Annotated in this window: 21 protein-coding genes; 12 read left to right on the forward strand and 9 right to left on the reverse strand. The window is 67.5% G+C overall.

Going from position 1 to position 25351, the window contains the following annotated elements; genetic code table 11:
• Positions 1-45: 45 nt before the first annotated feature.
• The 9 genes from imuA to DOM33_RS13340 all read left to right on the forward strand — a co-directional run bounded on the left by imuA (position 46) and on the right by DOM33_RS13340 (position 13182).
• Positions 46-864 carry a translesion DNA synthesis-associated protein ImuA gene (gene imuA / locus DOM33_RS13300; protein WP_110669741.1) on the forward strand — a complete coding sequence of 273 codons (819 nt, stop codon included), beginning with the start codon at positions 46-48 and terminating at the stop codon, positions 862-864.
• Positions 865-868: 4 nt separating this feature from the next.
• Complete coding sequence (locus DOM33_RS13305; protein WP_110670300.1) at positions 869-2278, forward strand: Y-family DNA polymerase; 1410 nt, start codon at positions 869-871, stop codon at positions 2276-2278.
• A gap of 5 nt (positions 2279-2283) precedes the next feature.
• A complete protein-coding gene (locus DOM33_RS13310; RefSeq protein WP_110670302.1) occupies positions 2284-5589 on the forward strand; it encodes an error-prone DNA polymerase in 3306 nt (1101 codons plus the stop codon).
• 355 nt (positions 5590-5944) lie between these two features.
• On the forward strand, positions 5945-6703 hold the full coding sequence (locus DOM33_RS13315) for a ZapG family protein (RefSeq protein ID WP_110669743.1): 759 nt from the start codon (positions 5945-5947) through the stop codon (positions 6701-6703).
• 254 nt (positions 6704-6957) lie between these two features.
• Positions 6958-9177, forward strand: a complete 2220-nt coding sequence (gene uvrD / locus DOM33_RS13320; protein ID WP_110669745.1) for a DNA helicase II — start codon at positions 6958-6960, stop codon at positions 9175-9177.
• A gap of 224 nt (positions 9178-9401) precedes the next feature.
• The gene (gene phoU / locus DOM33_RS13325; RefSeq protein ID WP_110669747.1) at positions 9402-10136 is read left to right on the forward strand and encodes a phosphate signaling complex protein PhoU; all 735 of its coding nucleotides are present in this window, start codon (positions 9402-9404) and stop codon (positions 10134-10136) included.
• Positions 10137-10246: 110 nt separating this feature from the next.
• A complete protein-coding gene (gene cysZ / locus DOM33_RS13330; RefSeq protein WP_110669749.1) occupies positions 10247-10996 on the forward strand; it encodes a sulfate transporter CysZ in 750 nt (249 codons plus the stop codon).
• A gap of 286 nt (positions 10997-11282) precedes the next feature.
• Positions 11283-11894: a superoxide dismutase gene (locus DOM33_RS13335; RefSeq protein ID WP_110669751.1), complete on the forward strand. Its 612-nt coding sequence runs from the start codon at positions 11283-11285 to the stop codon at positions 11892-11894.
• Between the two features lie 223 nt (positions 11895-12117).
• Entirely contained in the window at positions 12118-13182 is a 1065-nt protein-coding gene (locus DOM33_RS13340) for a siderophore-interacting protein (protein ID WP_110669753.1), read from the forward strand.
• An 85-nt stretch (positions 13183-13267) separates the two neighbouring features.
• Here the strand turns inward: DOM33_RS13340 and DOM33_RS13345 are convergent, their stop codons facing one another.
• The 6 genes from DOM33_RS13345 to DOM33_RS13370 form a co-directional block, all read right to left on the reverse strand.
• Complete coding sequence (locus DOM33_RS13345) at positions 13268-14182, reverse strand: M23 family metallopeptidase (RefSeq protein WP_239495365.1); 915 nt, start codon at positions 14180-14182, stop codon at positions 13268-13270.
• 81 nt (positions 14183-14263) lie between these two features.
• Positions 14264-15955 (reverse strand): methyl-accepting chemotaxis protein, encoded by a 1692-nt coding sequence (locus DOM33_RS16420; RefSeq protein WP_275425799.1) that lies wholly within the window; start codon positions 15953-15955, stop codon positions 14264-14266.
• A 269-nt stretch (positions 15956-16224) separates the two neighbouring features.
• Entirely contained in the window at positions 16225-17568 is a 1344-nt protein-coding gene (gene phoR / locus DOM33_RS13355; protein ID WP_110669757.1) for a phosphate regulon sensor histidine kinase PhoR, read from the reverse strand.
• A 7-nt stretch (positions 17569-17575) separates the two neighbouring features.
• The gene (phoB, locus tag DOM33_RS13360) at positions 17576-18265 is read right to left on the reverse strand and encodes a phosphate regulon transcriptional regulator PhoB (protein ID WP_110669759.1); all 690 of its coding nucleotides are present in this window, start codon (positions 18263-18265) and stop codon (positions 17576-17578) included.
• 162 nt (positions 18266-18427) lie between these two features.
• Positions 18428-19324: a 4-hydroxybenzoate octaprenyltransferase gene (gene ubiA / locus DOM33_RS13365; protein WP_110669761.1), complete on the reverse strand. Its 897-nt coding sequence runs from the start codon at positions 19322-19324 to the stop codon at positions 18428-18430.
• 38 nt (positions 19325-19362) lie between these two features.
• A complete protein-coding gene (locus DOM33_RS13370) occupies positions 19363-19962 on the reverse strand; it encodes a chorismate--pyruvate lyase family protein (protein WP_239495366.1) in 600 nt (199 codons plus the stop codon).
• A gap of 106 nt (positions 19963-20068) precedes the next feature.
• Here DOM33_RS13370 and DOM33_RS13375 point away from each other — a divergent pair, with 106 nt between their 5' ends.
• The 3 genes from DOM33_RS13375 to DOM33_RS13385 all read left to right on the forward strand — a co-directional run bounded on the left by DOM33_RS13375 (position 20069) and on the right by DOM33_RS13385 (position 22279).
• Positions 20069-21298: an FAD-dependent oxidoreductase gene (locus DOM33_RS13375; RefSeq protein ID WP_110669763.1), complete on the forward strand. Its 1230-nt coding sequence runs from the start codon at positions 20069-20071 to the stop codon at positions 21296-21298.
• A gap of 146 nt (positions 21299-21444) precedes the next feature.
• Positions 21445-21744: an HU family DNA-binding protein gene (locus DOM33_RS13380; protein ID WP_275425800.1), complete on the forward strand. Its 300-nt coding sequence runs from the start codon at positions 21445-21447 to the stop codon at positions 21742-21744.
• Between the two features lie 178 nt (positions 21745-21922).
• Complete coding sequence (locus DOM33_RS13385) at positions 21923-22279, forward strand: hypothetical protein (protein WP_110669766.1); 357 nt, start codon at positions 21923-21925, stop codon at positions 22277-22279.
• Between the two features lie 97 nt (positions 22280-22376).
• On the opposite strand, the gene DOM33_RS13390 is transcribed toward DOM33_RS13385, so the two are convergent.
• The 3 genes from DOM33_RS13390 to trpB form a co-directional block, all read right to left on the reverse strand.
• Positions 22377-23090: a pirin family protein gene (locus DOM33_RS13390; protein ID WP_110669768.1), complete on the reverse strand. Its 714-nt coding sequence runs from the start codon at positions 23088-23090 to the stop codon at positions 22377-22379.
• Between the two features lie 112 nt (positions 23091-23202).
• The gene (gene trpA, locus DOM33_RS13395; protein ID WP_239495367.1) at positions 23203-24093 is read right to left on the reverse strand and encodes a tryptophan synthase subunit alpha; all 891 of its coding nucleotides are present in this window, start codon (positions 24091-24093) and stop codon (positions 23203-23205) included.
• The gene (trpB, locus tag DOM33_RS13400) at positions 24090-25319 is read right to left on the reverse strand and encodes a tryptophan synthase subunit beta (RefSeq protein ID WP_110669770.1); all 1230 of its coding nucleotides are present in this window, start codon (positions 25317-25319) and stop codon (positions 24090-24092) included. Before trpB ends, trpA begins: the two co-directional genes overlap by 4 nt.
• Positions 25320-25351 lie beyond the last annotated feature (32 nt).

Consider the following 25351-nt stretch of genomic DNA (forward strand, 5'->3'; position numbering starts at 1 on the left):
ATCGACCTCAGCTGTTCGCCCGTCCCCTATCGCCGGAGCGCAGCGATGAGCGGGCTTGAGACGCTGCTCGACAGCCGCCGCGTGTGGCGAGCGCAGGAGATCGCCAGCGAGACCGGGCCGGCGACGCTCGCCACCGGGCATGCGGCGCTGGATGCCGTGCTCCCCGGGCGCGGCTGGCCCCGGGATGGGGTCAGCGAGCTGCTGAGTGCCGGCGCCGGCAGCGGCGAGCTCGCGCTGCTCTGGCCACTGCTCTCGCGGCTCGGTGGGGAGGCGGGGCCGGTGGTGCTGATTTCGCCGCCGGGGGTGCCGTATCCGGCGGCGTGGCGGCGCGCCGGAGTGGCGCTGTCGCACTGCTACTGGCTCGACGTCGGCGGCCGCGAAGCGCTATGGGCCGCCGAGCAGTGTCTGCGCGCCGGCTGCTGCGCGGCGGTCGTCGCTTGGCTGCCCCAGGCCGATGCCGCGGTCATGCGCCGTTTGCAGGTCGCCGCGGCGAGCGGCGAGACCCCGGGATTCGTGCATCGACCGCTCGCCAGGGCGGACGAGGCATCGCCGGCATCGCTGCGGCTGCGGCTCTACCCCGATACCGAGCTCGACATTCTCAAGTGTCGCGGTGGCCGCCCTCCGGTCGGGCGAATCGCCTATGGCCGATCGACTCCCGCGCCCGCGGCGTTGGGGGTTGCCAGGCTGAGCGCTGGCAAGTCGAGCCCTGACAAGTCGGGCTCTGCTAAGTCGGAACCTGCCGTCTCAGGCGATGCCGCCTCGAATCTCGTCGGACGGGACCCCGTCGCGCTTAGGCGACTCGGGCCCGGCCGCGTCGCACCCGAGCATGCCGGCGCCGGCGGCGCCAAGCCGGGCGGGGCGTGACGCCATGCGCTGGGCGTGTCTGCTCTTTCCCCGGCTGGCGCTGGAAGGCGCGCTACGCCGGCGCGCCGATCCCGCAGCGCCGTTCGCACTGCTCGACGGCACGGCGCCGCGTCAACGCGTGCGCGCCGCCAACGCCGGTGCTCGGGCGTACGGGGTGAAGCCCGGTCAGGCGCTCGGCGTCGCGGAATCGCTCTGCGGCGAACTCGCCACCGCTCCCTACGATCCCGAAGCCGTGGCGCGCTGGCGTCGACGGCTGGCCGCCTGGGCCTACGGCTACAGCGCCCAGGTGAGCCTGCACTATCCCCACGCGCTGGTCTTCGAAGTCGAAAGCAGCCTGAATCTCTTTGGCCCTTGGTCGCGGCTGGAGGGTCGGTTACGTGCCGAACTCGGCGAACTGGGGTTCTCGCATCGGCTGGTACTCGCCCCCAACCCGGCGGCGGCGCGAGCGCTGGTCAACGGCCACGACGGAATGGCGGTGGACACGGCCGGGCTGGAAGCGGCGCTGGGTCAGCTCCCCCTCGGACGCGCCGGATTCGACGCCGACAGCGTACAGACGCTGAAGCGCAGCGGACTCAAGCGCCTCGGCGAGCTCTTCGCGCTGCCGCCCAGTGCGCTCTCTCGACGTTTCGGTGCGGCGCTGCTGCGCCATCTCGGTGAGCTTCGCGGCGAGTGGCCGCTGGCGCTGGATTACTACCGCCCTTCACAGCGCTTCTCCCGCGAGTTCGAGTTCGACCGCCCCGTGCATGCCACCGCCGGGCTCGTCTTTCCGCTCAAGCGGCTGCTGCAGGAGATGGCGCTGTTTCTGCTCGGTCAGGACGCCGGCGTCGAGCGCTTTCGGCTGACGCTGACCCTCGAGGATCATCCGGCGCAGCACGTCGACGTCGGTCTGCTGGCGGTACAGCGCGACGCCGAGACGCTGCTCGAACTGACGCGGGGTCAGCTGGAGCGCGTGCGGCTCGAAGGCCCGGTAATGGCACTCACGCTGACGGCGGGGGCACTGGCGGCCTACACTCCTGCCCGCCGCGAGCTGCTCGAGGGTCCCGCGCGGCAGTCCCAGGCGTGGGATGCGCTCCGCCAGCGGCTGGTGGCGCGACTCGGCGAGCCGACGTTGAAGCGACTGATCGAACACCGCGACCACCGCCCGGAAGCGGCGGTGCTCGCCGGGGCCGGCCCCGCAGCCCCGGCCCCGTCCGAGACGCGTGCCCGCCCCGGCTGGCTACTCCCCGCGCCGTCGCGCTGCGATGAGGAGATCGTACGGCTGCTGGCGGGGCCGGAACGGATCGAGAGCGGCTGGTGGGACGGCAACGACGTGCGCCGCGACTACTACCTGGCCGAATGGCGCGACGGTCGTCGCGCCTGGGTCTGGCACGGATCTGACGATGCGGGGTGGTATCTCCACGGATGGTTCGGATGAGCCGCATGGCTGACCGACCGCCGCTCGGCGCCGCTGCCAACGACGCCGCCGGCGCGGCTTCGGGCGCCTGTACAGAAATCGGCACGGCTCCGGGTGCCTGTAAAGCGATCGGCGCGGCTTCGGGCGCCTGTCATGAGTCCGTCGCCTATGCCGAGCTGCACTGTCTCTCCGCCTTCAGCTTTCAGCGTGGCGCTTCCACTGCCGACGAACTCTTCGCCCGGGCGGCGCGTCTCGGCTACCGGGCGCTGGCAATCACCGACGAGGCGACGCTTTCCGGCATCGTGCGTGCCTGGCAGGCGTCGAAAACCCACGGCGTGCCGCTGGTGGTGGGCAGCGAGTTTCGCACCGACGACGATCTGCGGCTGGTGCTGCTGGTAGAGAATCGCTGTGGCTACGAAGCGCTCTGCGGGCTGATCACCCGCGTGCGCGGCCGCGCCGCCAAGGGCGAGTATCGACTGCGGGAGAGCGATCTCGCCGAGCTCGACGGCGGTGCGGGGCTCTTCGCACTCTGGCTGCCCGGCGACACGCCGGATCGTGAAGCCGGCGTGCGCCTCGCCGGCTACTTCCCGGGCCGGCTGTGGCTGGCGGTGGAGCTGCACTACGGCTTCGTCGATGGCTGCGACGACGCCACGCGTCTCGCTCGGCTCTTGGCTACCGCAGAGGCTTTGGGAATGCCTGCGCTGGCGGCGGGCGATGTGCACATGCACGCCCGCGGGCGCCGCGCGCTGCAGGACTGCCTCACCGCGATTCGCCATCGCACCAGCGTGTTCGAGGCGGGGGCTACGCTACACCCCAACGGCGAGCGTCATCTGCGCCAGTTCGAGGCGCTGGCCGCGCTCTATCCAACGCCGCTGATGCGCGAGAGCGCGGCCCTGGCGGCGCGCTGCACCTTCGATCTCGGCGAGCTCGAGTACACCTACCCCCACGAAGTGGTGCCCGCGGGGAAGACGCCCGCCGACTGGCTGCGCGAGCTGACCGAGCGCGGGGCGGCCTGGCGCTGGCCCGAGGGAGTGCCGGAGAAGGCATCGGCGCAGATCGCCCACGAGCTTTCACTGATCGAGGCGCTTCGCTACGAGCACTACTTCCTCACCGTTCACGACATCGTCGCCTTCGCCCGCGGTCAGGGCATTCTCTGCCAGGGGCGCGGCTCGGCGGCGAACTCCACGGTCTGCTATGCGCTGGGGATCACCGCCATCGACCCCTCGCGGATGTCGATGCTCTTCGAGCGCTTCCTCTCCCAGGAGCGCGACGAACCGCCGGACATCGACGTCGACTTCGAGCACGCGCGCCGCGAGGAGGTGATCCAGTACGTCTTTCGCCGCTACGGGCGTCACCGCGCCGCGCTCACCGCCGTGGTCAGCCACTACCATGCTGCAGGCGCCATTCGCGACATCGGCCGTGCGCTCGGCTTCGCTCCCGAGCGCATCGACCGGCTCGCCCGCTGCGCCGGGCGCTGGACCGACGAGATCCCCGATGCGTCCCGGCTCCGCGAACAGGGCTTCGAGCCGGAAGAACCGGCGCTGAAGCGGCTGCTGACGCTGGCAGCGACGCTGGTGGGTTTTCCGCGGCATCTCTCCCAGCATCCCGGCGGCTTCGTCATTTCGGATACGCCGCTCGACACGCTGGTGCCGGTAGAGAACGCGGCCATGGCCGAGCGGACGGTGATCCAGTGGGACAAGGACGATCTCGATCTGATGGGGCTGTTGAAGGTCGACGTGCTCTCGCTCGGCATGCTGACGGTGCTGCGTCGAAGCCTCGATCTACTGCGCCGTTATCGCGGTATCGACTACGGCCTCGCCGACATTCCCGCCGAGTGCGAGACGACCTACGCCATGATCCAGCGCGCCGATACCCTGGGGGTGTTCCAGATCGAGTCGCGGGCGCAGATGGCGATGCTGCCGCGACTGAAGCCGGCGACCTTCTACGACCTGGTAATCGAAGTGGCGATCGTGCGGCCGGGGCCGATCCAGGGGGACATGGTTCATCCTTACCTCAAGCGGCGCTCCGGCGAGGAGGCGGTGACGTTCCCCTCGCCGGCGTTCAGAAACGTCTTCGAGCGCACCCTCGGCGTGCCGCTGTTCCAGGAGCAGGTGATGGCGCTGGCGATCGAGGCCGCCGGCTACAGTGCCGGCGAGGCGGATCAGCTGCGCCGCTCGATGGCGGCCTGGAAACGCCACGGCGGGCTCGAACACCACCGCACGCGGATCGTCGAGGGGATGCGCGAGCGCGGCTACGAATCGGCGTTCGCCGAGCGCATCTTCGAGCAGATCAAAGGGTTCGGCAGCTACGGCTTTCCCGAGTCCCACGCGGCGAGCTTCGCGCTGCTCACCTACGCCAGCTGCTGGCTCAAGTGTCATCACCAGGCGATCTTCGCCTGTGCGCTGATCAACAGCTGGCCGATGGGCTTCTATACCCCGGATCAGGTGCTGCAGGACGCGCGCCGCCACGGCGTCGAGGTGCGCCCGGTCGACATTCGCATGAGTCAGTGGGAGAGCACGCTGGAACCCTCGGTCGAGAGTACCGGGGAACTGGCGATCCGCCTCGGTCTGCACATGATCAAGGGGCTCGCCGAGACGGACGCCCGGGCACTGCTCGCCGTGTGCCAGGCCCCCGGCGGCGATAGCTTCGATTTCGACACCTCTGGTTCCGACACCTCTGGTTTCGACACCTCTGGTTTCGACACTCTCGGGCAGCTGGCGGCGCGGTCAGGCGTCAAACGCGCGGTGCTGTCGATGCTCGCCGACGCCGGGGCGCTGGAAGGCGTGGTCGGTGATCGTCACCTGGCGCGCTGGGCGGTCGCGGGGATCGAGGCGCAAAAGCCACTGTTCGCCGAGCTCGAGATCGACGAGGAGGCCGTCGCGCTCCCCGCGATCGAGCCGGGCGAGGCGGTGAAGGCGGACTACGCCACCCTCGGCACCACGCTCGGCCCGCACCCGATGACGCTGCTCAGAGACGCGAGCCGCAGGGGCGAGGCGCGCGGGCTCGGCGGTGCGGTGGATACGCAGCGGCTGAAGACGCTCGCCTCCGACGTCAACGTCGCCGTGGCAGGCCTGGTGATCGGCCGTCAGCGGCCCGGCTCCGCCAAGGGCGTGACTTTCCTGACCCTCGAGGACGAATTCGGCCTGGTCAACGTGGTGGTGTGGCCGCATCTCGCCGCGCGCTACCGGCGTCTCCTGCTCGAGGCGACTCTGCTGAAAGTCATCGGACGTCACGAGTGCCAGAGCGGCGTGCATCACGTCATCGCTCGACGCCTCGTGGATATGAGCGGGCTGCTCGACGGGATCGACCCTAGTAGCCGCGATTTTCATTGAGCCGCCGACGGCCCGATCGGCGTATCGGGAACTTCTGCACCGATACCGGGGTCCGTCATCCGACGCGGTTGGTACAGGCGGCCAGGGAAGGGGCGTTGGCACCAGGGTGCCAGGCTGGCATCCGGACGCTGACCTATGCTTAGGTACGGTTCGGGTCTCGCGGTATCACGAATGTCATCAACCGCCCCCACCGCATCCGGCGCCGGCAAATGCCGGTCAGTGCGTGAGTCGACAGTGGCGGTTTTCAGCCAGCGAGGTTTCGAGCATCAAACGTCGATACGGTATGGCTTTCGCGCGGTCGGATTCCACCGAGGCGGACCTCACCGAAACAGACAGAGTAATCAGGGAGTGAACGATGGAGAGTATGGGCGTGGGAGAGTGGATCGCGATCGTGGTCGCGGTGGGCGTCGCGGGGGTTCTCCTCGGCTACTGGCTGGGCACCAAGCTTGGCGGTCACAACACCGAACCGATGCGCAAGCTCAACAGCGAGCACAAGGAGTACAAGGACGACGTTCGCGAACATTTCGAGCAGGTTTCGGCCACCATGTCGCGAATGGTCGAGGACTATCGCGAGATGTATCACCACGTGTCGCAGGGGGCTGAGAAGCTCGCGGACATGCATCACGAAACCGTGATCACGCCGCCGCCCAAGCCGGAGGCGATCACCCAGCAGCCGCCCGAATCCTCCGCCTCCGACAGCGACGCCGAGCGCTCGCCGCGCGGGACCGACGACGACAAGACCGCCTCTCGAGAGAGCCACAAGATGAAAGACGATCGCGCCACTACCGGCAGTTCATCGACGCAGGCCGCCAAGGCGGGTGAGTCGAGCCCCGCGTCGAAGACCGCTTCCCCGGCGACCCGCGCCGAGACGAAAAGCGAGCCGCGCACCCAGTCGCCGTGGGAGAGCGCCGCCCACGAGGACACGCGCGCAGGCGGGGGCGAGTCGACCTCCCAGTCGAGCGGCACGGCGAAGGGCAAGCCCTCCGCTTCGACAGGGGAGGCACTCGACGACGACAAGCAGGCCGCCGGCTCGCAGCGCCCCTCCGACGTGGAGCGCCCCCAGGATGCGGCCATTCGCGCCGCCGCCGAGGACGCCGCCCACAACAAGCGCTGAACGGCGTTCGCCATCGCGACGCCTTCTTCATGGCGTCGTCATCGCTCTCTCTTCCGCCTCGGAGCGCTTCACCGGGCGCGGCGGAGGAGGGGGTAGGCCGGCCATGTTAAGCTGGTCTCATGTTTTTAGCGCTCGTGCTTTCTCGCTTCCGGAATTTCTAGCGCTCGAACGTTCGAGTGCCCGTGGTTTCCAGCCCGGCGCCTTTCAACCTCAGTGCGTTTTAGCTCCCCAACCCGCAGGTCTCGCAGCTCTCCATGGACGACGTCTCGGCACTCATCGACTCCCTCAACGCCAACCAGCGCGAGGCGGTCGCCGCGCCCCCCGGCAACATGCTGGTGCTCGCCGGCGCCGGCTCCGGCAAGACCCGGGTGCTGGTCCATCGCATCGCCTGGCTGATGCAGGCCGAAGGCGTCTCGCCCTATGCCATTCTGGCGGTGACCTTCACCAACAAGGCGGCGCGGGAGATGCGCACTCGCCTGGAGGCGTTGCAGGGGGCGTCACTGCGCAACATGTGGGTGGGGACGTTCCACTCCATCGCGCATCGGTTGCTGCGCACCCACTGGCACGATGCGCGGCTGCCGCAGCACTTCCAGATCATCGACAGCGACGACCAGCTGCGCCTGGTCAAACGGCTGCTGCGTGACCACAACGTCGACGACGAGCGCTATCCGCCCAAGCAGGTGCAGTACTTCATCGGCGGCTGCAAGGAAGAGGGGCTGCGTCCGCAGCAGGTGACGACCCACGGCGATGCCTATCTGGCGAAGATGGTCGAGCTGTATGAGCTCTATCAGCTCACCTGCGAGCGCGGCGGGCTGGTCGATTTCGGCGAGCTCTTGCTGCGAAGCCTCGAGCTTTTGCGCGACACGCCGGCGCTGCTCAAGCACTACCGCGAACGCTTCGGGCACATCCTGGTCGACGAGTTCCAGGATACCAACACGCTGCAGTACGCCTGGCTCAAGCTGCTCGCCGGTGCCGAGGAGGAGGACAATCGCGCCTGCATGACGGTGGTGGGCGACGATGACCAGTCGATCTACGGCTGGCGCGGCGCCAAGGTGGAGAACATTCGCCGCTTCGAGAGCGAATTTCACGATACCCAGACCGTGCGTCTGGAGCAGAACTACCGCTCTACCAGCGTGATTCTCGACGCCGCCAACGCGCTGATCAGCAACAACAGCGGGCGCATGGGCAAGGAGCTCTGGACCGAGGGTGACGCCGGCGACAAGATCTCCGTCTACGCCGGCTTCAACGACCTCGACGAGGCGCGCTTCATCGTCGACACCATTGCCGAGCAGAGCCGCAACGGATTCTCTCGACGCGAAATGGCGGTGCTCTATCGCTCCAACGCCCAGTCGCGGGTGATCGAGGAGGCACTGATCCGCAGCGGCGTGCCGTATCGCATCTACGGTGGTCAGCGCTTCTACGAGCGACTCGAGATCAAGAACGCGCTCGCCTATCTGCGGCTGCTGCTCAACCGGGAAGACGATGCCTCGCTCGAACGGGTGATCAACGTGCCCGCTCGCGGCATCGGTACGCGCACGGTGGAGATCCTGCGCGGTCGCGCTCGCGACACCAACGTCTCGCTGTGGCAGGCGCTGCACGACAGCCTCAGCGACGCCTCGCTGAAGGGGCGCGCCGGCAATGCGGTGAACGCCTTTGCCGAGCTGATCGAGCGGCTCGACAACGACACCGCCGGCATGTCGCTGCACGAGATCATCGATCACGTCATCACCGTCACGGGGCTGGTCGAGCATCACCGCAGCGAGAAGGGCGAAAAGGGCCAGGCCCGGGTCGAGAACCTGGAGGAGCTGGTCAACGCCGCCCGCGCCTTCATGCAGGGCAACCCGTTCGAGCTGCAGGAGGCCGGCGAGGGCGCCGCCGCGCTGGAGCCGTTCCTCGCCGAGGCGGCGCTCAACGCCGGCGATCACGAGGGCGACGAGTTCGAGGAGTGCGTGCAGATGATGACGCTGCACTCCGCCAAGGGGCTGGAGTTTCCGGTGGTCTTCGTCGCCGGCATCGAAGAGGGGCTCTTTCCGCACAAGATGTCGCTGGAGGAGCCGGGCCGTCTCGAGGAGGAGCGCAGGCTCTGCTACGTCGGCATGACCCGGGCGATGCGCAAACTCTACCTCACCTACGCCGAGATCCGCCGCCTCCACGGTCGCGAGACGATGGCGCGGCCGTCGCGCTTTCTGCGCGAAGTGCCCGAAGCGCTGCTCGAGGAGGTTCGCCTGCGGGGTCAGGTCTCGCGACCCGTCGCCTCGCGGCCCAGCGTCGGCGGCCCCCGCCAGTCCAGCATCGAGGCGAATGGCGATCTGCCCTCGCTGTCGCTGGGTCAGCGCGTCAGCCACCCGCTCTTCGGTGAGGGGGTGATCCTCGACGCCGAAGGCGAAGGCCCACGAGCGCGGGTTCACGTGAGCTTCGAGGGCGAGGGCGACAAGTGGCTGGTACTCGGGTTCGCCAATCTGACGCCGCTATGAGCGGCGTGCGTGCGCGCGGACGCACGCACCGATCGGTGCCGCACGCCCAACGGTGCTGCAATGGCCGTGTCGCCGCCGTCATGCTTTTGCAATATCGTAGTGACATGCTCTCCCGTTGAGCGTCGTCGTGCGTCTTCGTTTAGCGGGCGCTATGACCCTCAGGTACTCGTGACCCTCAGGTACTCGTGACCATCAGGGACTATCGTCCAGCCGCCGGAGTTTTCATGGATATCACCAGCGATACCCACAGTCAGCACATCTCGCAGCAGTTCAATCAGGATCTCGAAGCGATCAAGACCCAGCTGATGGCCATGGGCGGGCTGGTCGAGCGCCAGCTGCAGGAATCCGTGACGGCACTGCTCGACGGTGACGGCAAGCTGGCGACCCGCGTGCGTGACAACGACACCAGTGTCAACGACATGCAGCTCAAGATCGACGAGGAGTGCACCCGTATCCTCGCGCGGCGCCAGCCGGCCGCCTCCGACCTGCGGCTGGTGATCGCGGTGATCCGCGCCACCAATGACCTCGAGCGGATGGGGGACGAGGCCAACAAGATCGCCCGCAACGCGCTCGATCTGATCGACGCCGGCCGCATCCCCCAGGGCAGCGTCGAGATTCGCCACATCAGCGAGCACGTGCGCCACATGCTGCGCGACTCGCTGACCGCCTTCGCCCGCTTCGATACCGATCTCGCCTTCAAGGTGGTGCAGGAGGACGCCGCGGTGGACAGCGAATACACCACCGCCATGCGCTCGCTGGCGACGGTGATGATGGAAGACTCACGCTCCATCGGCGGCGTGCTCAGCGTGATGACCGTGCTGCGGGCGCTCGAGCGGATCGGCGATCACGCCGACAACCTCGCCGAGCACGTGATCTACCTGGTCAAGGGCCAGGATATCCGCCACACGTCGCTGGACGCGCTCAACGAGGGCGATACCAGCCGATCCGGACGCGCCTGAGTCCCGCCAAAGCGTCGCTCGATCGCGCGCGAGACGCCGCTCGCCTCGTCCTGACCCGACTGTGTTAGCTTGTCGCTCTCGCAATACACTCTCGGGTCGGCGCAATCGACATGATCTACTCCCTTCAGGCGATCGGCCGCGGCACGCGGCTGGTACTCGAACCCGGGCTCCGGCGCTTCGTCATCGGTCCGGTGCTGGTCAATCTGCTGCTCTACGTCACCACGATCTACTATCTCGTCCAGAACTTCGGAGGCTGGCTCGATTACGGCATGGCGCAGGTGCCGAGCTGGCTCGACTGGCTGGAGTGGCTCATCTGGCCGCTGCTGGTCATCGGGCTGGTACTGATCGTCTTCTTTACCTTCACGCTGGTCTCCAATCTCATCGCCGCGCCGTTCTACGGTTTTCTGGCCGAGAAAGTCGAAACGCGTTTGACCGGCCGCCCGCCCGCCGACGAGCGGGGCTGGATCAAGACCGGGGTCGATGCGCTCGGCCGCGAGCTGGTCAAGCTGGGCTACCTGCTGCCGCGCATGGCACTGCTCTTCGTGCTCGGTTTCGTGCCCGGCCTCAACGTCTTCACCCCCTTTCTGTGGGCGCTCTTCTCCGCCTGGATGATGGCGATCCAGTATCTCGACTACCCCATGGACAACAACGCCGTGGGCTTCGGTGACATGCGCCGACGACTGCGCTCGCGCTGGTGGCCGACGCTCACCTACGGCGGGCTGATGTCGCTGGCGACCTGGGTGCCCGTGCTCAATCTGCTGTTGCTCCCCGGCGGCGTCGCCGGCGGCGTCATGCTGTGGGATCGCTACTACCGCGACCCCGAGACGGCTGCCAACCGTAAGCTGGAGCACGGGCGCTGAACCCGGCGACCGGTCGCCATGAGACGAATTCGTTCCGAAGGGTTGAAAGCGGTCGTCACACGCGCCATCTAGACTAGAACGGCCAGACGCTGTGGCGGTTCGGTTCGTCGTTGACTCGGCGATCGAAGGATCGAAAAAGCGTTCTGGTATCAAGGTGATACGTGAAAGAGCGGCGGTGCTGTACGCGCCTTTCGGCTTGACACTCGAAAGCGCCGCTCACTATTTTGATTCACCCGCGAGGCGCCCGTATCGGGAAACGTCTCCTCCATGAAAGGGAGTTTTGATCATGGCTCATAATCTACCGTCGCTGCCCTACGCCTACGACGCCCTCGAACCCAAGATCGATGCGATGACGATGGAGATCCATCACACGCGTCACCATCAGACCTACGTCAACAACCTGAACGCCGCGCTCGAAGGTACCGGGCTCGAAGACGTGCCGGTCGACAAGCTGATGGCCGACATCGACAAGGTACCGCAGGACAAGCGCCAGGCCGTCATCAACAACGGCGGCGGTCACGCTAACCATTCGCTGTTCTGGACCGTCATGTCCAAGGACGGCGGCGGCGAGCCGACTGGCAAGATCGGTGAAGCGATCGAGAGCGAACTCGGCGGCTACGAGAACTTCAAAGAGGAGTTCAAGAAGGCGGCTACCGGGCGTTTCGGTAGCGGCTGGGCCTGGCTGGTGGTCACCCCGGACAAAAAGCTCAAGGTGATCAACACCCTGAACCAGGACAGCCCGCTGATGGAAGGCAACACGCCGGTGCTGGGTCTGGACGTCTGGGAGCACGCTTACTATCTGAAGTATCAGAACAAGCGTCCAGACTACATCGCGGCATTCTATGACGTGATCAACTGGGACGAAGTGAACCGTCGCTACGCTGAAGCGACTGCCTGAACCGAGACGGCTCGCTCGTTCCCGGTCATGCAGAAGGCGCGCTGATTCATGAGCCGCGCCTGACACCGATGCCTCCGCCCGTTTCGACGGTCGGAGGCATCGTCGTTTCGAGGGCCGGTTCACGTCGTCTTGAGAGACTTTCTCATTCCCTCATTTCTGATAGGCTGTGATTTCGGCTTCTCTGCCGCCCCGCTCGCCCCACTTCGCTGAACGAATCGAGACCATGACTGCACTCAGCTGCGACGCCACACTGACGCTCACCGATGCCAATGATTTTCAATCGCGCCTGAGAGCCTTTCTGGACGAGTACGACGTCGAATATCGCGATGACGGCGAACGCATCGCCATCGAGCTGCCCGGCGGCGAGGCCACGTTCAAGAAGAGTCGGGTCGGGCTGCACATGAAGGCCGAGGCGGCGTCGCGGGACGGATTGGAGACGCAGCGCGCGGTGATCGAGCACTACGTGACGCTGTTCGCCGGCGACAACGCGCTTCCGCTGCACTGGCACGGCGATGTCGTTGCCGCCCCCACCTTCGCCAACTTCCGCGAGATGCGCGTCACCCGCGTCGAGGATATCTCGCCGAGCATGCGTCGACTGACGCTGACGGGAGAAGATCTGGCGCGCTTCGACCATCCCGAAGAGTGGCACGTGCGCCTGCACCTGCCTCCGGAAGGGCTTGCCGAGCCGCAGTGGCCGCGCCCCACCGCGGCCGGCGGTACCCATTGGCCGCCGGCGGAAAAGCGCGCCGAAGTTCGCTATTACACCGTTCGCCGGTTGGATCTCGCCCGTGGTGAAGTCGAGATCGACTTTCTCCTTCACGAAGCGCCGGGGCCCGGTGGCAACTTCGCCCGCCGCGCCCGCCCCGGCGATCTCTGCGGCATGGCCGGCCCCTTCGGGCGCGGCGTGACACAGGCGTCCCACTATCTGATCGGCGGCGACGAGACCGCGCTGCCGGCCATCGCTCGGCTGCTGGAGACGCTGCCTGCAAGTGCCCGGGTCGAGGCGTGGATCGAGGTGGAGACGCCGGCGGACGAGCTCGAACTGACGATACCCGATCACTGTCGCGTCACCTGGTGTCATCGTCAGGGCGAGTGGGCGCCCAGCGAGCGCATCGCCGAGGCCGTGATCGCGGCGATGCCGGCGGTGTGCGACGACCTTTTCGTCTGGTTCTCCGGCGAGGCGGAACCGACCCACGCCCTGCGCCGCCGGCTCAAGCAGGAATTCCGGCTGCACAAGGGACAGCACCTGGTCACCGGCTACTGGCGCCGCGACAACGAGGACGCCTGACGTCCTGCCATGCGCTGACACCCGCCATGCTCTGCCGCCCGCCATGCTTGGCTCGCGGCCGAACTGACCGCAGCGCAGTGGCGCGCTACTCCCCCCGTTCGAGTACCAGCAGCGGATCGATCCGGGTGTCGAACCAGTTCATGCCCCAGTGCAGGTGCGGCCCGGTGGCGCGGCCGGTAGCCCCCACGAGTCCGATCACCTCGCCCTGTTCGACGCTGTCGCCCACGGCGACATCGATGCGTGACAGGTGCAGGAAATTGGAGCTGATGCCATAACCGTGATCGAGCAGCACGGTGCCACCGGTAAGGTAGAGATCGTCGGCGAAGGTGATCACGCCGCCGGCGGGCGCCTTCACCGGCGTACCGGTGGCGGCGGCGATGTCCATTCCCGAGTGCGCCGAGCCCGGCGTACCGTTGTAGATCCGCTGATTGCCGAAACGTCCGCTGATGCGCCCCTCGACCGGCCAGACGAACGACTCGGCGAAGCCGACGCGCTCGTCGTTGCGGCTTCGTTCGGCGCTGACCGCTGCCTGCTCGCGCTGGATGCGGGCGGCGATCTCCGGCGGCGGGGAGACGGTCTTCGGCGGCACGCCATCGATCCGTTCGATGGGCCAGTCGCGGGGAGTGATGTCGATCGCTACCGTCTGCGCCGGCCCGCCGGGCGGGGTGACCGCGACGCGCTGAGCGCCGTCGGCGTCGCGGCCTATCCCGAACACCACGGTGCCGTAATCGGTGACCCGCAGGGTGCGGCCGTCTACCCGAACATCGCTGCCCGGCGGCACGCGGCCGACCACCATCGACCCTTGCGGCACGTGCGACGGGAAAGTGACCGGAATCGTCTCGGCGATGACCGGCGTCGTGGTAAGCAGCAAGGCCGACGCGAGCGTCAGCATCAGCGCAAGCGCGCGTTTCGGCATCGCCGATCGACGACGCGCGATGCGCAGACGCGCTGGCGGAAAGGAGATACGTGTGGAGCGAGTGCAGCGGGAGGCGACGGTCACGGGCGGGCTCTCGGCGGGATAAAGCCTCACCATAACCCGCGACGCCGCCANNGCGGCGTCGCGCCGAGCGAACGGGGAGGTTCAGAACGACTCCCAGTCGTCCTCGTCGCTGCCGTTCTTCTGGGCGTTGGCGGCGGGCGACGGCGCTGCCTGAGAGGGGCGGCGCGGGGCCGAGGCCGTCTCGGTCGACGCCGTTCCGGTCGGGGCAGGGGCGCTGTAGCGGGAGAGCATGCCGTCATAGCTCTCGTCGGCGACCCGGAAGCCGGACAGGGCGCGTTCGAGCATGCCGATCTGCTCGTTGAGGGTCGAGGCGGCGCTGGAGGCCTCCTGCACCAGCGTGGCGTTCTGCTGGGTCACCTGGTCCATCTGCACCACGGCGTTGTTGACCTGGTCGATGCCGTTGGACTGCTCGCCGGAAGCGACCGAGATCTCCTCGATGAGATCGGTCATGCGGGAGACGGCCTCCACCACCCGCCGAATGGTCTCGCCCGCCTCGGCGACGATCTCCGAGCCGGTGTCGATCTGGCGGTTGGAGGCGTCGATCAGCTCGCGAATCTCGCGGGAAGCCTCGGCGCTGCGGCTGGCCAGCGTGCGCACCTCGTTGGCGACCACGGCGAAACCGCGACCCTGCTCGCCGGCGCGCGCGGCCTCCACCGAAGCGTTGAGCGCGAGAATGTTGGTCTGGAAGGCGATCGAGTCGATCACGCCGACGATCTCGGTCACCTTGCGCGAGCTGTCGGTGATGCCCTGCATGGTGGTGACCACCCGGTCCATCTTCTCGCCGCCCTCGCTGGCCGTGGTGCGTGCTTCACCGGCCAGACCGTTGGCCTGACGGGCGTTGTCGGCATTCTGGCGCACGGTCTGGGTCAGCTCCTCCATGCTCGAAGCGGTTTCGCTGATCGAGGCGGCCTGCTGTTCGGTGCGCGCGGAGAGATCCTGATTGCCGCTGTGGATCTGGCCGATGCCCACGGTGAGCGTGCTGGAGGCGTGGCGAACGTCGATCATCGAGGTGGCGAGGCGGGAGCGCATGCCCTCGATCGCCGCGAGCAGGCTGCGCTCGTCGTCGCGCCGCACGTCGATCGCTCGGGTGAGGTCGCCGTCGGCGATCAGCTTGACGCTGTCCCGCGCTTCACGCGGGTCGCCGCCGAGGTCGGCGATCACGTTGCGGATGATCCATGCCATCACCAGCGTGATCGCAAGGCCGATGGCGAAGGCGATCAGCCCCATGCGCAGCACACCGCTCCAGAACGCCTGCTTGATGTCGGAGATGTAGACGTTGGAGGCGAGGTACCAGTCCCACTCCGGCACGTAGCGGACGTAGTTCAGCTTCGAGACGTCGTCGCCGTCGGCGTTGGTGGAGGTGTACTCGAGGGTGCCGTCGTCGGGGGCATCGGCCAGCGCCTTGAGCTCGCGATAGAAGTACATGCCGTTGTCATCGCGAAAGTCGCTCATGTCGCTACCGATCTCGCGCTTCGGGTGGTAGACGAGATGGATGTCGCTATCGAAGGCGTAGACGTAGCTGCCGTCGAGATCGAACGCCGAGAGGTTGCGGCGGGCGAAGTTCTGCGCCGCCTCGGTAGTGAACTCGCCGCTGTCGGCGCGCTCGGCGTAGCGCTCGACCAGCGTCTGGGCGCTGGCGACGAAACTCTTGAGGCTGGTGACGCGTTCGGTCATCAGCGTGTCGCGTTTCTCGAGGGCCATCCAGCCCACCAGAACCAGCATTCCGACCCACATCAGGCCAACCGTAACCCAGAGCTTCTGGCGCATCGTCATCGTTTCGAATCCCGTCGTCTCGCGATCCGGCGGCGGGGTGTGGACGAACACCGCCGGGCATCACCAATAGAATTAAAGGAGTGAATGTTCCCATTCGCGCTTGTCTCTATCGGCGAGGGCGTGGCGAAGTTGAGCGGGGCGCATCGATGAAATGCTTGAAGGAACCGAGGAGGTCGCGCGCGAGATCCCGAGAAAACGCCGAAGCGCGCGACAAAGCGCGGCTTAGCAGACGAAGCGAAACCGGCACGCGCCGCCTGCGCGGCTCGCGCTCAATCGGTAGAGACCGTGGCGTCGGCGGTCGCCGCCGAGACGAGACGGCTTTCGGGGAAGGCACAGCGAAAGCGCGCCCCCTTGCCGGGGCGACTGACGATATCGAGCCTGGCGTCGTGTCGCAGCAGCACGTGCTTGACGATCGCCAGGCCGAGCCCGGTGCCGCCGGTGGCGGTGCTTCGCCCCTTGTCGATGCGGTAGAAACGCTCGGTCAGTCGCGGGATGTGGATCGGATCGAAACCCTCGCCGTCGTCCTCCACCTCGACGGCGCCGCCGTCGTGCCACGGCTTCCAGCGCAGGATGATATGACTCCCCTCAGGGGTGTAGCGCACGGCGTTGAACACGAGGTTGGAGACGGCGCTGCGGATCTCGTGGGTGTTGGCGAGCAGCCGACGGCTCTCCTCGAGCTGGAGTTCCAGCGTCTGTTGGCCGGCGCTCAGTTCCCGGGCGTCGTCGATGATGCGGGCGAGCAGGACACCGACGTCGAGGGTGTCGTCGGCGTCGTCGGGGCTGTCGATCTCCAGACGCGAGAGCAGCAGCAGATCATCGACCAGATGCTGCATCCGGGTCGTCTGCGCCTGCATCTGAGTGAAGCCGCGCTGCCAGCGCGACGGCAGCTCCCCGGCGTGCTCGGTGTAGGTCTCGAGATAGCCCGCGAGTACCGTCAGCGGCGTGCGCAGCTCGTGGGAGACATTGGCGACGAAATCGCGGCGCATCATTTCCAGCTGATGCAGTCGGGTGACGTCGCGGGCCATCACCAGCCGCTCGTCGTCGCCGAACAGCGTGACCTGGAACTGCAGCATCTGGGCGTGGTGCACCGGCGAGGGGATCAGCAGCGGCTCGGCGTAGTCGCGGGCGTTGAAGTAGTCGATGAAGCGCGGGTCGCGCAGCAGGTTGGTGAGCGGTCGGCCGCGGTCGTGATCGGGCTTGAGGCCGAGCATCTCCGAGGCGGCGCTGTTCCACCAGTCGAGATCGCCGTGGGAGTCGAGCATGACGACGCTATCGCGCATCGCCTCGCAGGAGTCCTGAATGCGCCGGAGAATGTCGCGCAGGCGCTGCTGCAGCTGACTCTGGGCTTTCTGATAGCTGTAGAGGCGGTCGAACAGGTCCCCCCAGACGCCGGTGCCCGGCGGCGGCGCCTCACGCGGATGGCGCAGCAGCCAGACATAGAGCCTGCGCACGTGAAGCAGATGCAGGAAGACGTAGAGCCCGAGCCCGGCGGCGATGCCCCAGCCGAGCCCGGCGAACAGCGCATCGAACAGCGTGCCCAGCAGCAGCCCCATCGCCCCGAGGCCGAACAGCATGTAGCCCAGGCGCCACAGCTCGTTGATCCAGTAGCGCACGCGCGAATCACTCCCGAGTCGAGAAGCGGTAGCCGGTACCGCGGACGGTCTGGACCAGATGCTGGTGCGTCTCGCCGAGCGACTTGCGCAGGCGACGAATGTGCACGTCGACCGTGCGCTCCTCGACGTAGACGTTGCCGCCCCAGACCTGATCGAGCAGCTGGCTGCGCGTGTAGGCGCGCTCCTGATGGGTCATGAAGAACTGCAGCAGACGATATTCGGTGGGACCGATCTCCAGCGCGCTGCCGTGGGAGGTAACCCGGTGGCTGGCGGGGTCGAGCTTGAGACCTTCGACTTCCACCGACTCCTCGACGCCTGCCGGCGTGGCGCGGCGCAGCACCGCCTTGAGCCGGGCGACCAGCTCCCTGGGTGAGAACGGCTTGGTGATATAGTCGTCGGCGCCGGCTTCGAGCCCCTGGATCTTGTTGTCCTCCTCGCCCTTGGCGGTGAGCAGGATGATCGGCATCTCGGCGGTGGCCTCCTCGCGCTTGAGGCGACGGGCCAGCTCGATGCCGCTGGTGCCCGGCATCATCCAGTCGAGCAGTACCAGGTCGGGCTTGTGATCCAGCGCCATGGCGTGGCCGGTCTGGGCGTTTTCCGCTTCCAGCACGCGATAGTCCGCCATTTCCAGCGCCACGGCGATCATCTCGCGAATGGAGGATTCGTCGTCGACGATGAGTACGGTCTTGGAGCTCATGGACGGGCCTCGAATGAAAGAGAAAGAGCGACCGACGGTCGCGTTCTCCCGAACCGGCGGCGTGCTAGCGGCGTTTCGAAGCGCACCCCGCCGGCCGTGACAGAACCGTGACGATTACAGCGCGAACAGATGACAGAAAAGTGACAGTGGCGACGGTAGCGGTCAAGCGACCGGCCACAGCGCCAGCGCCAGCCCCGCAAAAAGCAAAAGGCCCGACCAGAAATTGTTGAGAAACGCCTGGAAGCAGGGGTCGCGCTCGCGGCTCTGGATCAGCCACTGCTGATAGACGAAGGTCGCTGACATCGCCGCCAAGCCCAGCCAGAAAAAGCCGCCAAGAGCGAGACGCGCCCCCACCCAGACAAGCATCACGAGCGTGGTGAGCTGCAAAAGACCGATGATCAGCCTGTCGGCGGTGCCGAACAGCCGGGCGGTGGACTTGACCCCGATCTTGATGTCGTCGTCGCGATCGACCATGGCGTACTGGGTATCGTAGGCCACCGTCCAGGCGACATTGGCGACGAGCAGCAGCCACGCCTCCAGCGGTATCTCACGACTCACCGCCATGAACGCCATGGGAATCGCCCACGAGAAGGCCAGGCCCAGCACCACCTGCGGCAGATGGGTATAGCGCTTCATGAACGGATAGATCGCCGCCAGCGCCACGCCGACGAACGACAGCAGCACCGTCGGCAGATTGGTGAAGCAGACCAGCACGAACGCCGCCGCCACCAGCGTCGCGAACAGGCCCTTGGCCTCACGCTCGCTGATGCGCCCGGTGGCGAGCGGCCGCGTCCGGGTGCGTTTGACGTGGCCGTCGATCTTGCGATCGGCGTAGTCGTTGACCACGCAGCCGGCGGCGCGCATCAGATAGACGCCGAGCACGAAGATGATCAGGTTGGCGCGGTCTGGCACGCCCTCGGCGCCGAGCCAGAGTGCCCAAAGCGTCGGCCACATCAAAAGCCAGGTGCCGATCGGCTTGTCGAGTCGGGTCAGGCGCAGGAAGTCGGGCAGGCGGGCGAGGCCGCGTGGGCGGGCGGCGGCGGAATCGGCGCTGGGCATGAAACTCTCCGAGTGGACGGGCGCGGCAAGCCGGAACCTTAACCCAGATGCGTCGGCGCTTCGAGAACGCCACCCTGGCGGCGAGTCGAGCGCGCCAGCCCCAGATCCTCCGCCATCTCGCGCTGAAAGCCCTCCTGCACCAGCAGCCGAATCGACCCGTGGCGAAAGCGCGAGCGGCGCAGCCAGAGCGTATCGCTGCCGGAGGAGATCGGCGCGATCTCGATCGGCCCGCGCTCGAGATCCGGCTGGGCGAAGAGCCAGCTGCCCAGCGAGCGCTCGCCGAGCGCGCGGAGCTGGCGGTGACCGAGGCGACTCAGCGGTGCCACCGAACGCGCGACCACCCAGCAGCGCTCGCCGCTCATCAGCGCAACCTCGCGGACCCAGGCGACGCGGCCCGCGCGCAGTCCCAGCGCCTGCGCCTCGTCCCGGCGCGGGACCTTCACGCCTTGGGAGACGAGGCGTACGTGGAACGCTCGCGGCGAGGCCGCGATGAGGCGGGCGGTCAGCGAATCGGTCGAGGCGATCCACTGCCACCAGCGGGCGTCCATCGCGTGGCGGCGAGCGTCGATGGGCACCCAGCGAACGAAGCGGCGGCGCTCGGCCAAGGGAAACGCAGGGCAGTGGGCAGTTCGGGGCACGCAGGGCTCCACGTCGAGTGATCGCCCGCCGGGGGCGGGAAGCGGCGGACAGGTGGCGCCGCAGTGTACCATCGAGCGTTCACTCGTCCTGACTCGAGAGGATGGTATGACCGCAGTTGCCACCAACGTGCCCGCCCGTGATGACGTCCCGAGATCCGACCCCGGGCTCGTGATCGTCGGTACCGGCATGGCGGGGCTGGCACTGGCGCGCGGCGTGCGCGCCCGGGACGGCGCGCGACCGATCACCCTGATCACCGCCGACAGCGGCGACGAGTACGTCAAGCCGCTGCTCTCCAGCGCCGTGACCAAAGGCCAGTCCGTCGTCGATCTCCGCTTGCGCCGCGCGCCGGACGTGGCCGAGGCGCTCGACGCGCGTCTGCGCATTCATACCCGGATCGATGCCATCGACCCTGCTGCGCGCTGTCTGCATCTGGGCGCCGAACGGCTGCCCTATTCCCAGCTCGTGCTCGCCACCGGCGCCACGCCGTATTGCCCCGTCGCGACGCCGCCCGAGGCCGTCGATCGCGTCTTCCAGATCAACGATCTCGACGACTATCGGCGGTTTCGCGCCGCGCTCGATGGCGTCGGGCGATCGGCGCGGATCGCCATCGTCGGCGCCGGACTGGTCGGCTGCGAATACGCCAACGATCTACAGGCCGGCGGCTACCGGGTCACGCTGATCGCCCCCGAGGCGACGCCCCTGGCGCGGCTGCTGCCTGCCCGCCTCGGGGAGGCACTGGCGGCGGCTTTTGCCCGCGCTGGCATCGCCACCCGCTTTTCGCGCCAGCTCGTCGCGCTCGATGCTGCCGGGGGCAGCGTCGCGCTCAGGCTCGATGACGGCGAGCGCTCGGAGTTCGATTTCGTGCTGATGGCGACCGGGCTGCGTCCGCGAACCGGGCTGGCCGAGGCGGCGGGGCTTGCCGTCTCGCCGGCGGGCATTCTCACCGATCGGCGCCTGGCGACCAGCGTGCCCGCCATCTACGCCCTTGGCGACGTCGCCTGCGTCGGCGGGCTCGACGATCCGGCGCGCGGGGTCAGCGCCATGTACGTGCAGCCGCTGCAGGCGAGCGCGAAAGCGCTTGCGGCCTCGCTCACCGGTACGCCCACCGAGGTCGCCTACGGCGCCTGGCCGGTGGTGGTGAAGACGCCGCTGCTGCCTGTCGTTGCGCTGGCGCCCCAGGAATCACCCGCGCGCTGGCGCTTCGAAGGCGAGGGCGAGGATCTCGCGGCCATCGCCGAGAATGCGGCGAGCGATCTGGTCGGTTTCGCGCTCACCGGGCGCTGCGTTCGGCGTAAAGTCGAACTGGCGCGTGCGGCGCCGGCGTTGCTAGGCTAGCCTCGGTAACGGCGGGGGCGCGGTGCCGCGAGCGCTTCGGCGCTTTACACATCGCGTGATCGACGGCTTATCATGCGCCAGACGGGATCGATTCCCCGCCGAGAACAACAGCGTGTTTTAGATACGAGGCGTCTCAGTTAACGCCATTGCCAACCCAGGAGGGCTTTATGCGTAAGCCAGAACTCGCTACGGCCATCGCCGAGCGTGCGGATCTTTCGAAGGACAAGGCAAGCCAGGTGCTCAACGTCATTCTCGACGAGATCACCGAAACGGTCGCCAAGGGTGACGACGTGACGCTGATCGGCTTCGGCTCGTTCACCGTTCGCGAGCGCGCAGCGCGTACCGGCAAGAACCCCCAGACCGGCAAGCCGCTGGACATCCCCGCCAGCAAGACCGTGGCGTTCAAGCCCGGCAAATCGCTCAAGGACTCCCTCGGCAGCAAGTAACGCCGGCGACGAGCGAAACGTCACTCATCCTTGAGTGCAACGATGACCGATCCGCCCCGCCGGGTCGGCATTTCCGCCACCGGGTCTCGCACCCGCCCCGAACGACACAAGCGCTTGCGCCCTCGGGCCTTGGCGAACGCGGTCGGTGCCAAGCGAGCGCCGAGTACGAGAGGCAGTCATGAAGCTCAAACTGATGCTGTGGTGGCTCGGCGTGATGCTCAAGCGAGCGCGCGCTCGAAAGACCGAATTCCGCGACACGCTGGCGCGTTTCGAACGATTCGACTGGGGGGTGGCTACCGAAGACCTGAGCGTCGCACGCCACTACCGAATGCGTCCGCAGACGATCGAGAGCCACGCCGGCCTACCGGTGGATCTGGCGCTCGAACTGCGCTTTCGCGACGCCGAAAGTGCCACGCAGTTCCTGCGCAAGCCCTCTCAGCGGGCCTTTCGCACCGGTCTTTTCGACGGTCGGCTGCGCCTGGTCGGCGACTCTCGCGACCTCGAGCGGCTGCAGAGCCTGCTGAAGCATCTCTGAGCCACGAGCCACGAGCCGGGCATCACCAACGGCTAGCGGCTCGCCTTCCTGAATCAAAGCGAGTGGACTTGCCCCTCGCCGGGCCCGATCTTCCGGCTCAGCCCGCCGCCAGCACCGGCAAGTCGAAGACCAGCACTTCCGCCCCGTCGCCGTCTTCCAGCGTCACTCGCGACTCTTGCGTGAGCATCACCGCGTCGCCGGGCGCCAGCCGCTCACCGTTGACCGTGAGCGACCCCTGCGCCACGTGCACGTAGGCTTGTCGTCCTGCTTCCAGCGCGAGTTCGGCTCGCTCCTCGCCATCGATCAGCGCGGCGTGAATGAAGGCATCCTGGGCCAGGCTCAACGAGCCGTCGCGCCCGTCCGGCGAGAGAATCAGGCAGAGGCGTCCGCGTTTGTCGGCATCATGAAAATCCTTTTCCGCGTAGCGGGGTTCGAGACCGCGCGCCCGCGGAAACAACCAGATCTGCAGGAAATGAACCGGTTGGCTGTCGGAGTGGTTGAACTCGCTGTGCTCGACGCCGGTGCCGGTGGTCATGATCTGCACCCGCCCCGGGCCGATCGCGGAGCCGTTGCCCAGGGTGTCGCGATGGGCGAGCTCGCCGCTGAGCACGTAGGAGAAGATCTCCATGTCCCGGTGACCGTGCTGGCCGAAACCCTGACCCGGCGCCACCCGGTCCTCGTTGATCACCCGCAGCACGCTGAAGTGCACGTGCTGCGGGTCGTGATAGCCGGCAAACGAGAACGAGTGATAGCTCTCGAGCCAGCCGTGATCGGCATAGCCGCGCTCGTTGCCGCGTCGAATCGTCAGCATTGTCTCTCTCCTGTCGGGCGGGCCCCTCGGGGGCCGATGAGACGAGTCTACCGGCAATGGATTCGAACAAAAGTGGCTTGAATCGCACCGATCGGTGCAACAAAACGAACGGTCATCCGCTTTGGCGAGCCTGTTGGATCGCCTCTGCCAGCGTCTCGGTCAGCGCCAGTGCCCCTTCGACACCGGACTCGACGAGCCGCTCGACCAGCGCACTGCCGACGACGACGGCGTCTGCGACCCGGGCGACGGCGGCGGCGCTTTCGGCGTTGCGAACGCCGAAACCGACGGCGATCGGCAGGGGCGTCTGCTGCTTGAGCTGCGCCAGTGCGCTACCCAGCGGCCCCTCGAGATCGAGACTCTGGCTCCCCGTGACGCCGTTGAAGGCGATGCGATAGACGAAGCCATCGCCCTGCGCCAGCAGCGCCGGTAGCCGTTCGGCCGGCGTGGTCGGCGCCACCAGCGGAATCCGCGAAAGCCCCAGGTCCCGCGCCTTGGCGGTGAGCGTGGCGGCATGCTCCGCCGGCAGGTCGACCAGGATCAGCCCGTCCACCCCGGCGTCGCTCGCCGCTTCGAGAAAGCGCGTCTCACCGAAGCGCTGAATCGGATTGAGATAGCCCATCAGCACGATGGGGGTGTCGTCGTCCTGCTGACGAAAGTCGCGCACCTGGTCGAGCGTGCCGGCCAGCGTCTGCCCGCCCGCCAGCGCTCGCTCACCGGCGCGCTGGATCGCCACGCCGTCGGCCATCGGATCGCTGAACGGCATGCCGAGCTCGATGATGTCGGCGCCCGCCGTCGGCAGCCGGTTCATCAGCTCCCGGCTGGTCGCCGGATCGGGATCGCCGGCCATGACGTAGGTGATCAGCGCCGCGCGGTTGGCCTCGCGAAGCGCCGCGAAGCGTTTCGCCAGTCGCGATTCGCCCCGTGAGAGGGCCTCGGTCCGGTCGGTCTCTCGCGACGCGCGTTCGGCGGTCGTCATCGGGGTGGAAGCATCGGGCGCGTTCATGCGGAAATCCCCTCGGGCATCAGATGGCGGGTGATGGTGTCCATGTCCTTGTCGCCGCGCCCGCTGAGGCAGACCACGATGACCTGATCGTCGCGCTGCGTCGCCGCCAGTCGGCCGGCCTCGTGCAGCGCGTGCGCCGACTCCAGCGCCGGCAGAATCCCTTCCAGCCGGCAGCAGAGTGAGACCGCCCCCAGCGCCTCGTCGTCGGTCACTGCGACGTAGCTCGCCCGTCCGCTGTCGTGCAGGTAGGCGTGTTCGGGGCCGACACCGGGGTAGTCGAGCCCGGCGGAGATCGAATGCGCATCGAGAATCTGACCGTCGTCGCTCTGCAGCAGATAGGTGCGGTTGCCATGGAGAATGCCGGGGGCGCCGCCGTTGAGGCTGGCGGCGTGACGGCCGCTGTCGAGGCCTTCGCCGGCCGCTTCGGCGCCGACCAGCGCGACGTCGGTATCGTCGAGAAAAGCGTGGAACAGTCCCATGGCGTTGGAGCCGCCGCCGACGCAGGCGACCAGTGTGTCCGGCAGCCGGCCGTGGCGGTCGATCATCTGCTCGCGGGTCTCGCGGCCGATCACCGCCTGGAAGTCGCGCACCATGCGCGGGTAGGGCGCGGGGCCGGCGACGGTACCGATGATGTAGAAAGTGTCGTCGACGTTGGCGACCCAGTCGCGCAGCGCCTCGTTCATGGCGTCCTTGAGCGTCGCCGTGCCGTTGTGCACGGGAACGATCTCGGCACCGAGCAGGCGCATGCGCTGCACGTTGGGCTGCTGGCGCTCGATGTCGGTCGCCCCCATGTAGATCACGCAGGTGAGACCGAGGCGTGCGGCTACCGTCGCCACGGCCACCCCGTGCATGCCGGCGCCGGTCTCGGCGATCAGCCGCTTTCGGCCCATGCGCTGCGCCAGCAGGGCCTGGCCGAGGGCATTGTTGATCTTGTGCGCGCCGGTGTGATTGAGATCCTCGCGCTTGAGATAGATCTGCGCGCCGCCGAAGTGTTCGCTCAGTCGCTCGGCGAAGTAGAGCGGCGTCGCCCGGCCCACGTAGTCCTGCTGCAGTTCGTGCAGGCGGGCCTGGAAGTCGGGGTCGATGCGAGCGGCGTCGTAGGCCGCTTCGATCTCGCCGATCAGCGGCATCAGCGTCTCGGCGACATAGCGTCCGCCGTAGCGCGGGCCCGGCTCGCCGTCGCGGGCGTCGCCGAAAAAGCCGTTGGCGTCGGGGAAGTCGGTCATCGTCGTACTCCTGGTCAGCGCGGGCGCCGAAG

It is taken from the genome of Salinicola halophilus (assembly GCF_003206155.1).
Taxonomy (GTDB): Bacteria; Pseudomonadota; Gammaproteobacteria; order Pseudomonadales; family Halomonadaceae; genus Salinicola; species Salinicola halophilus.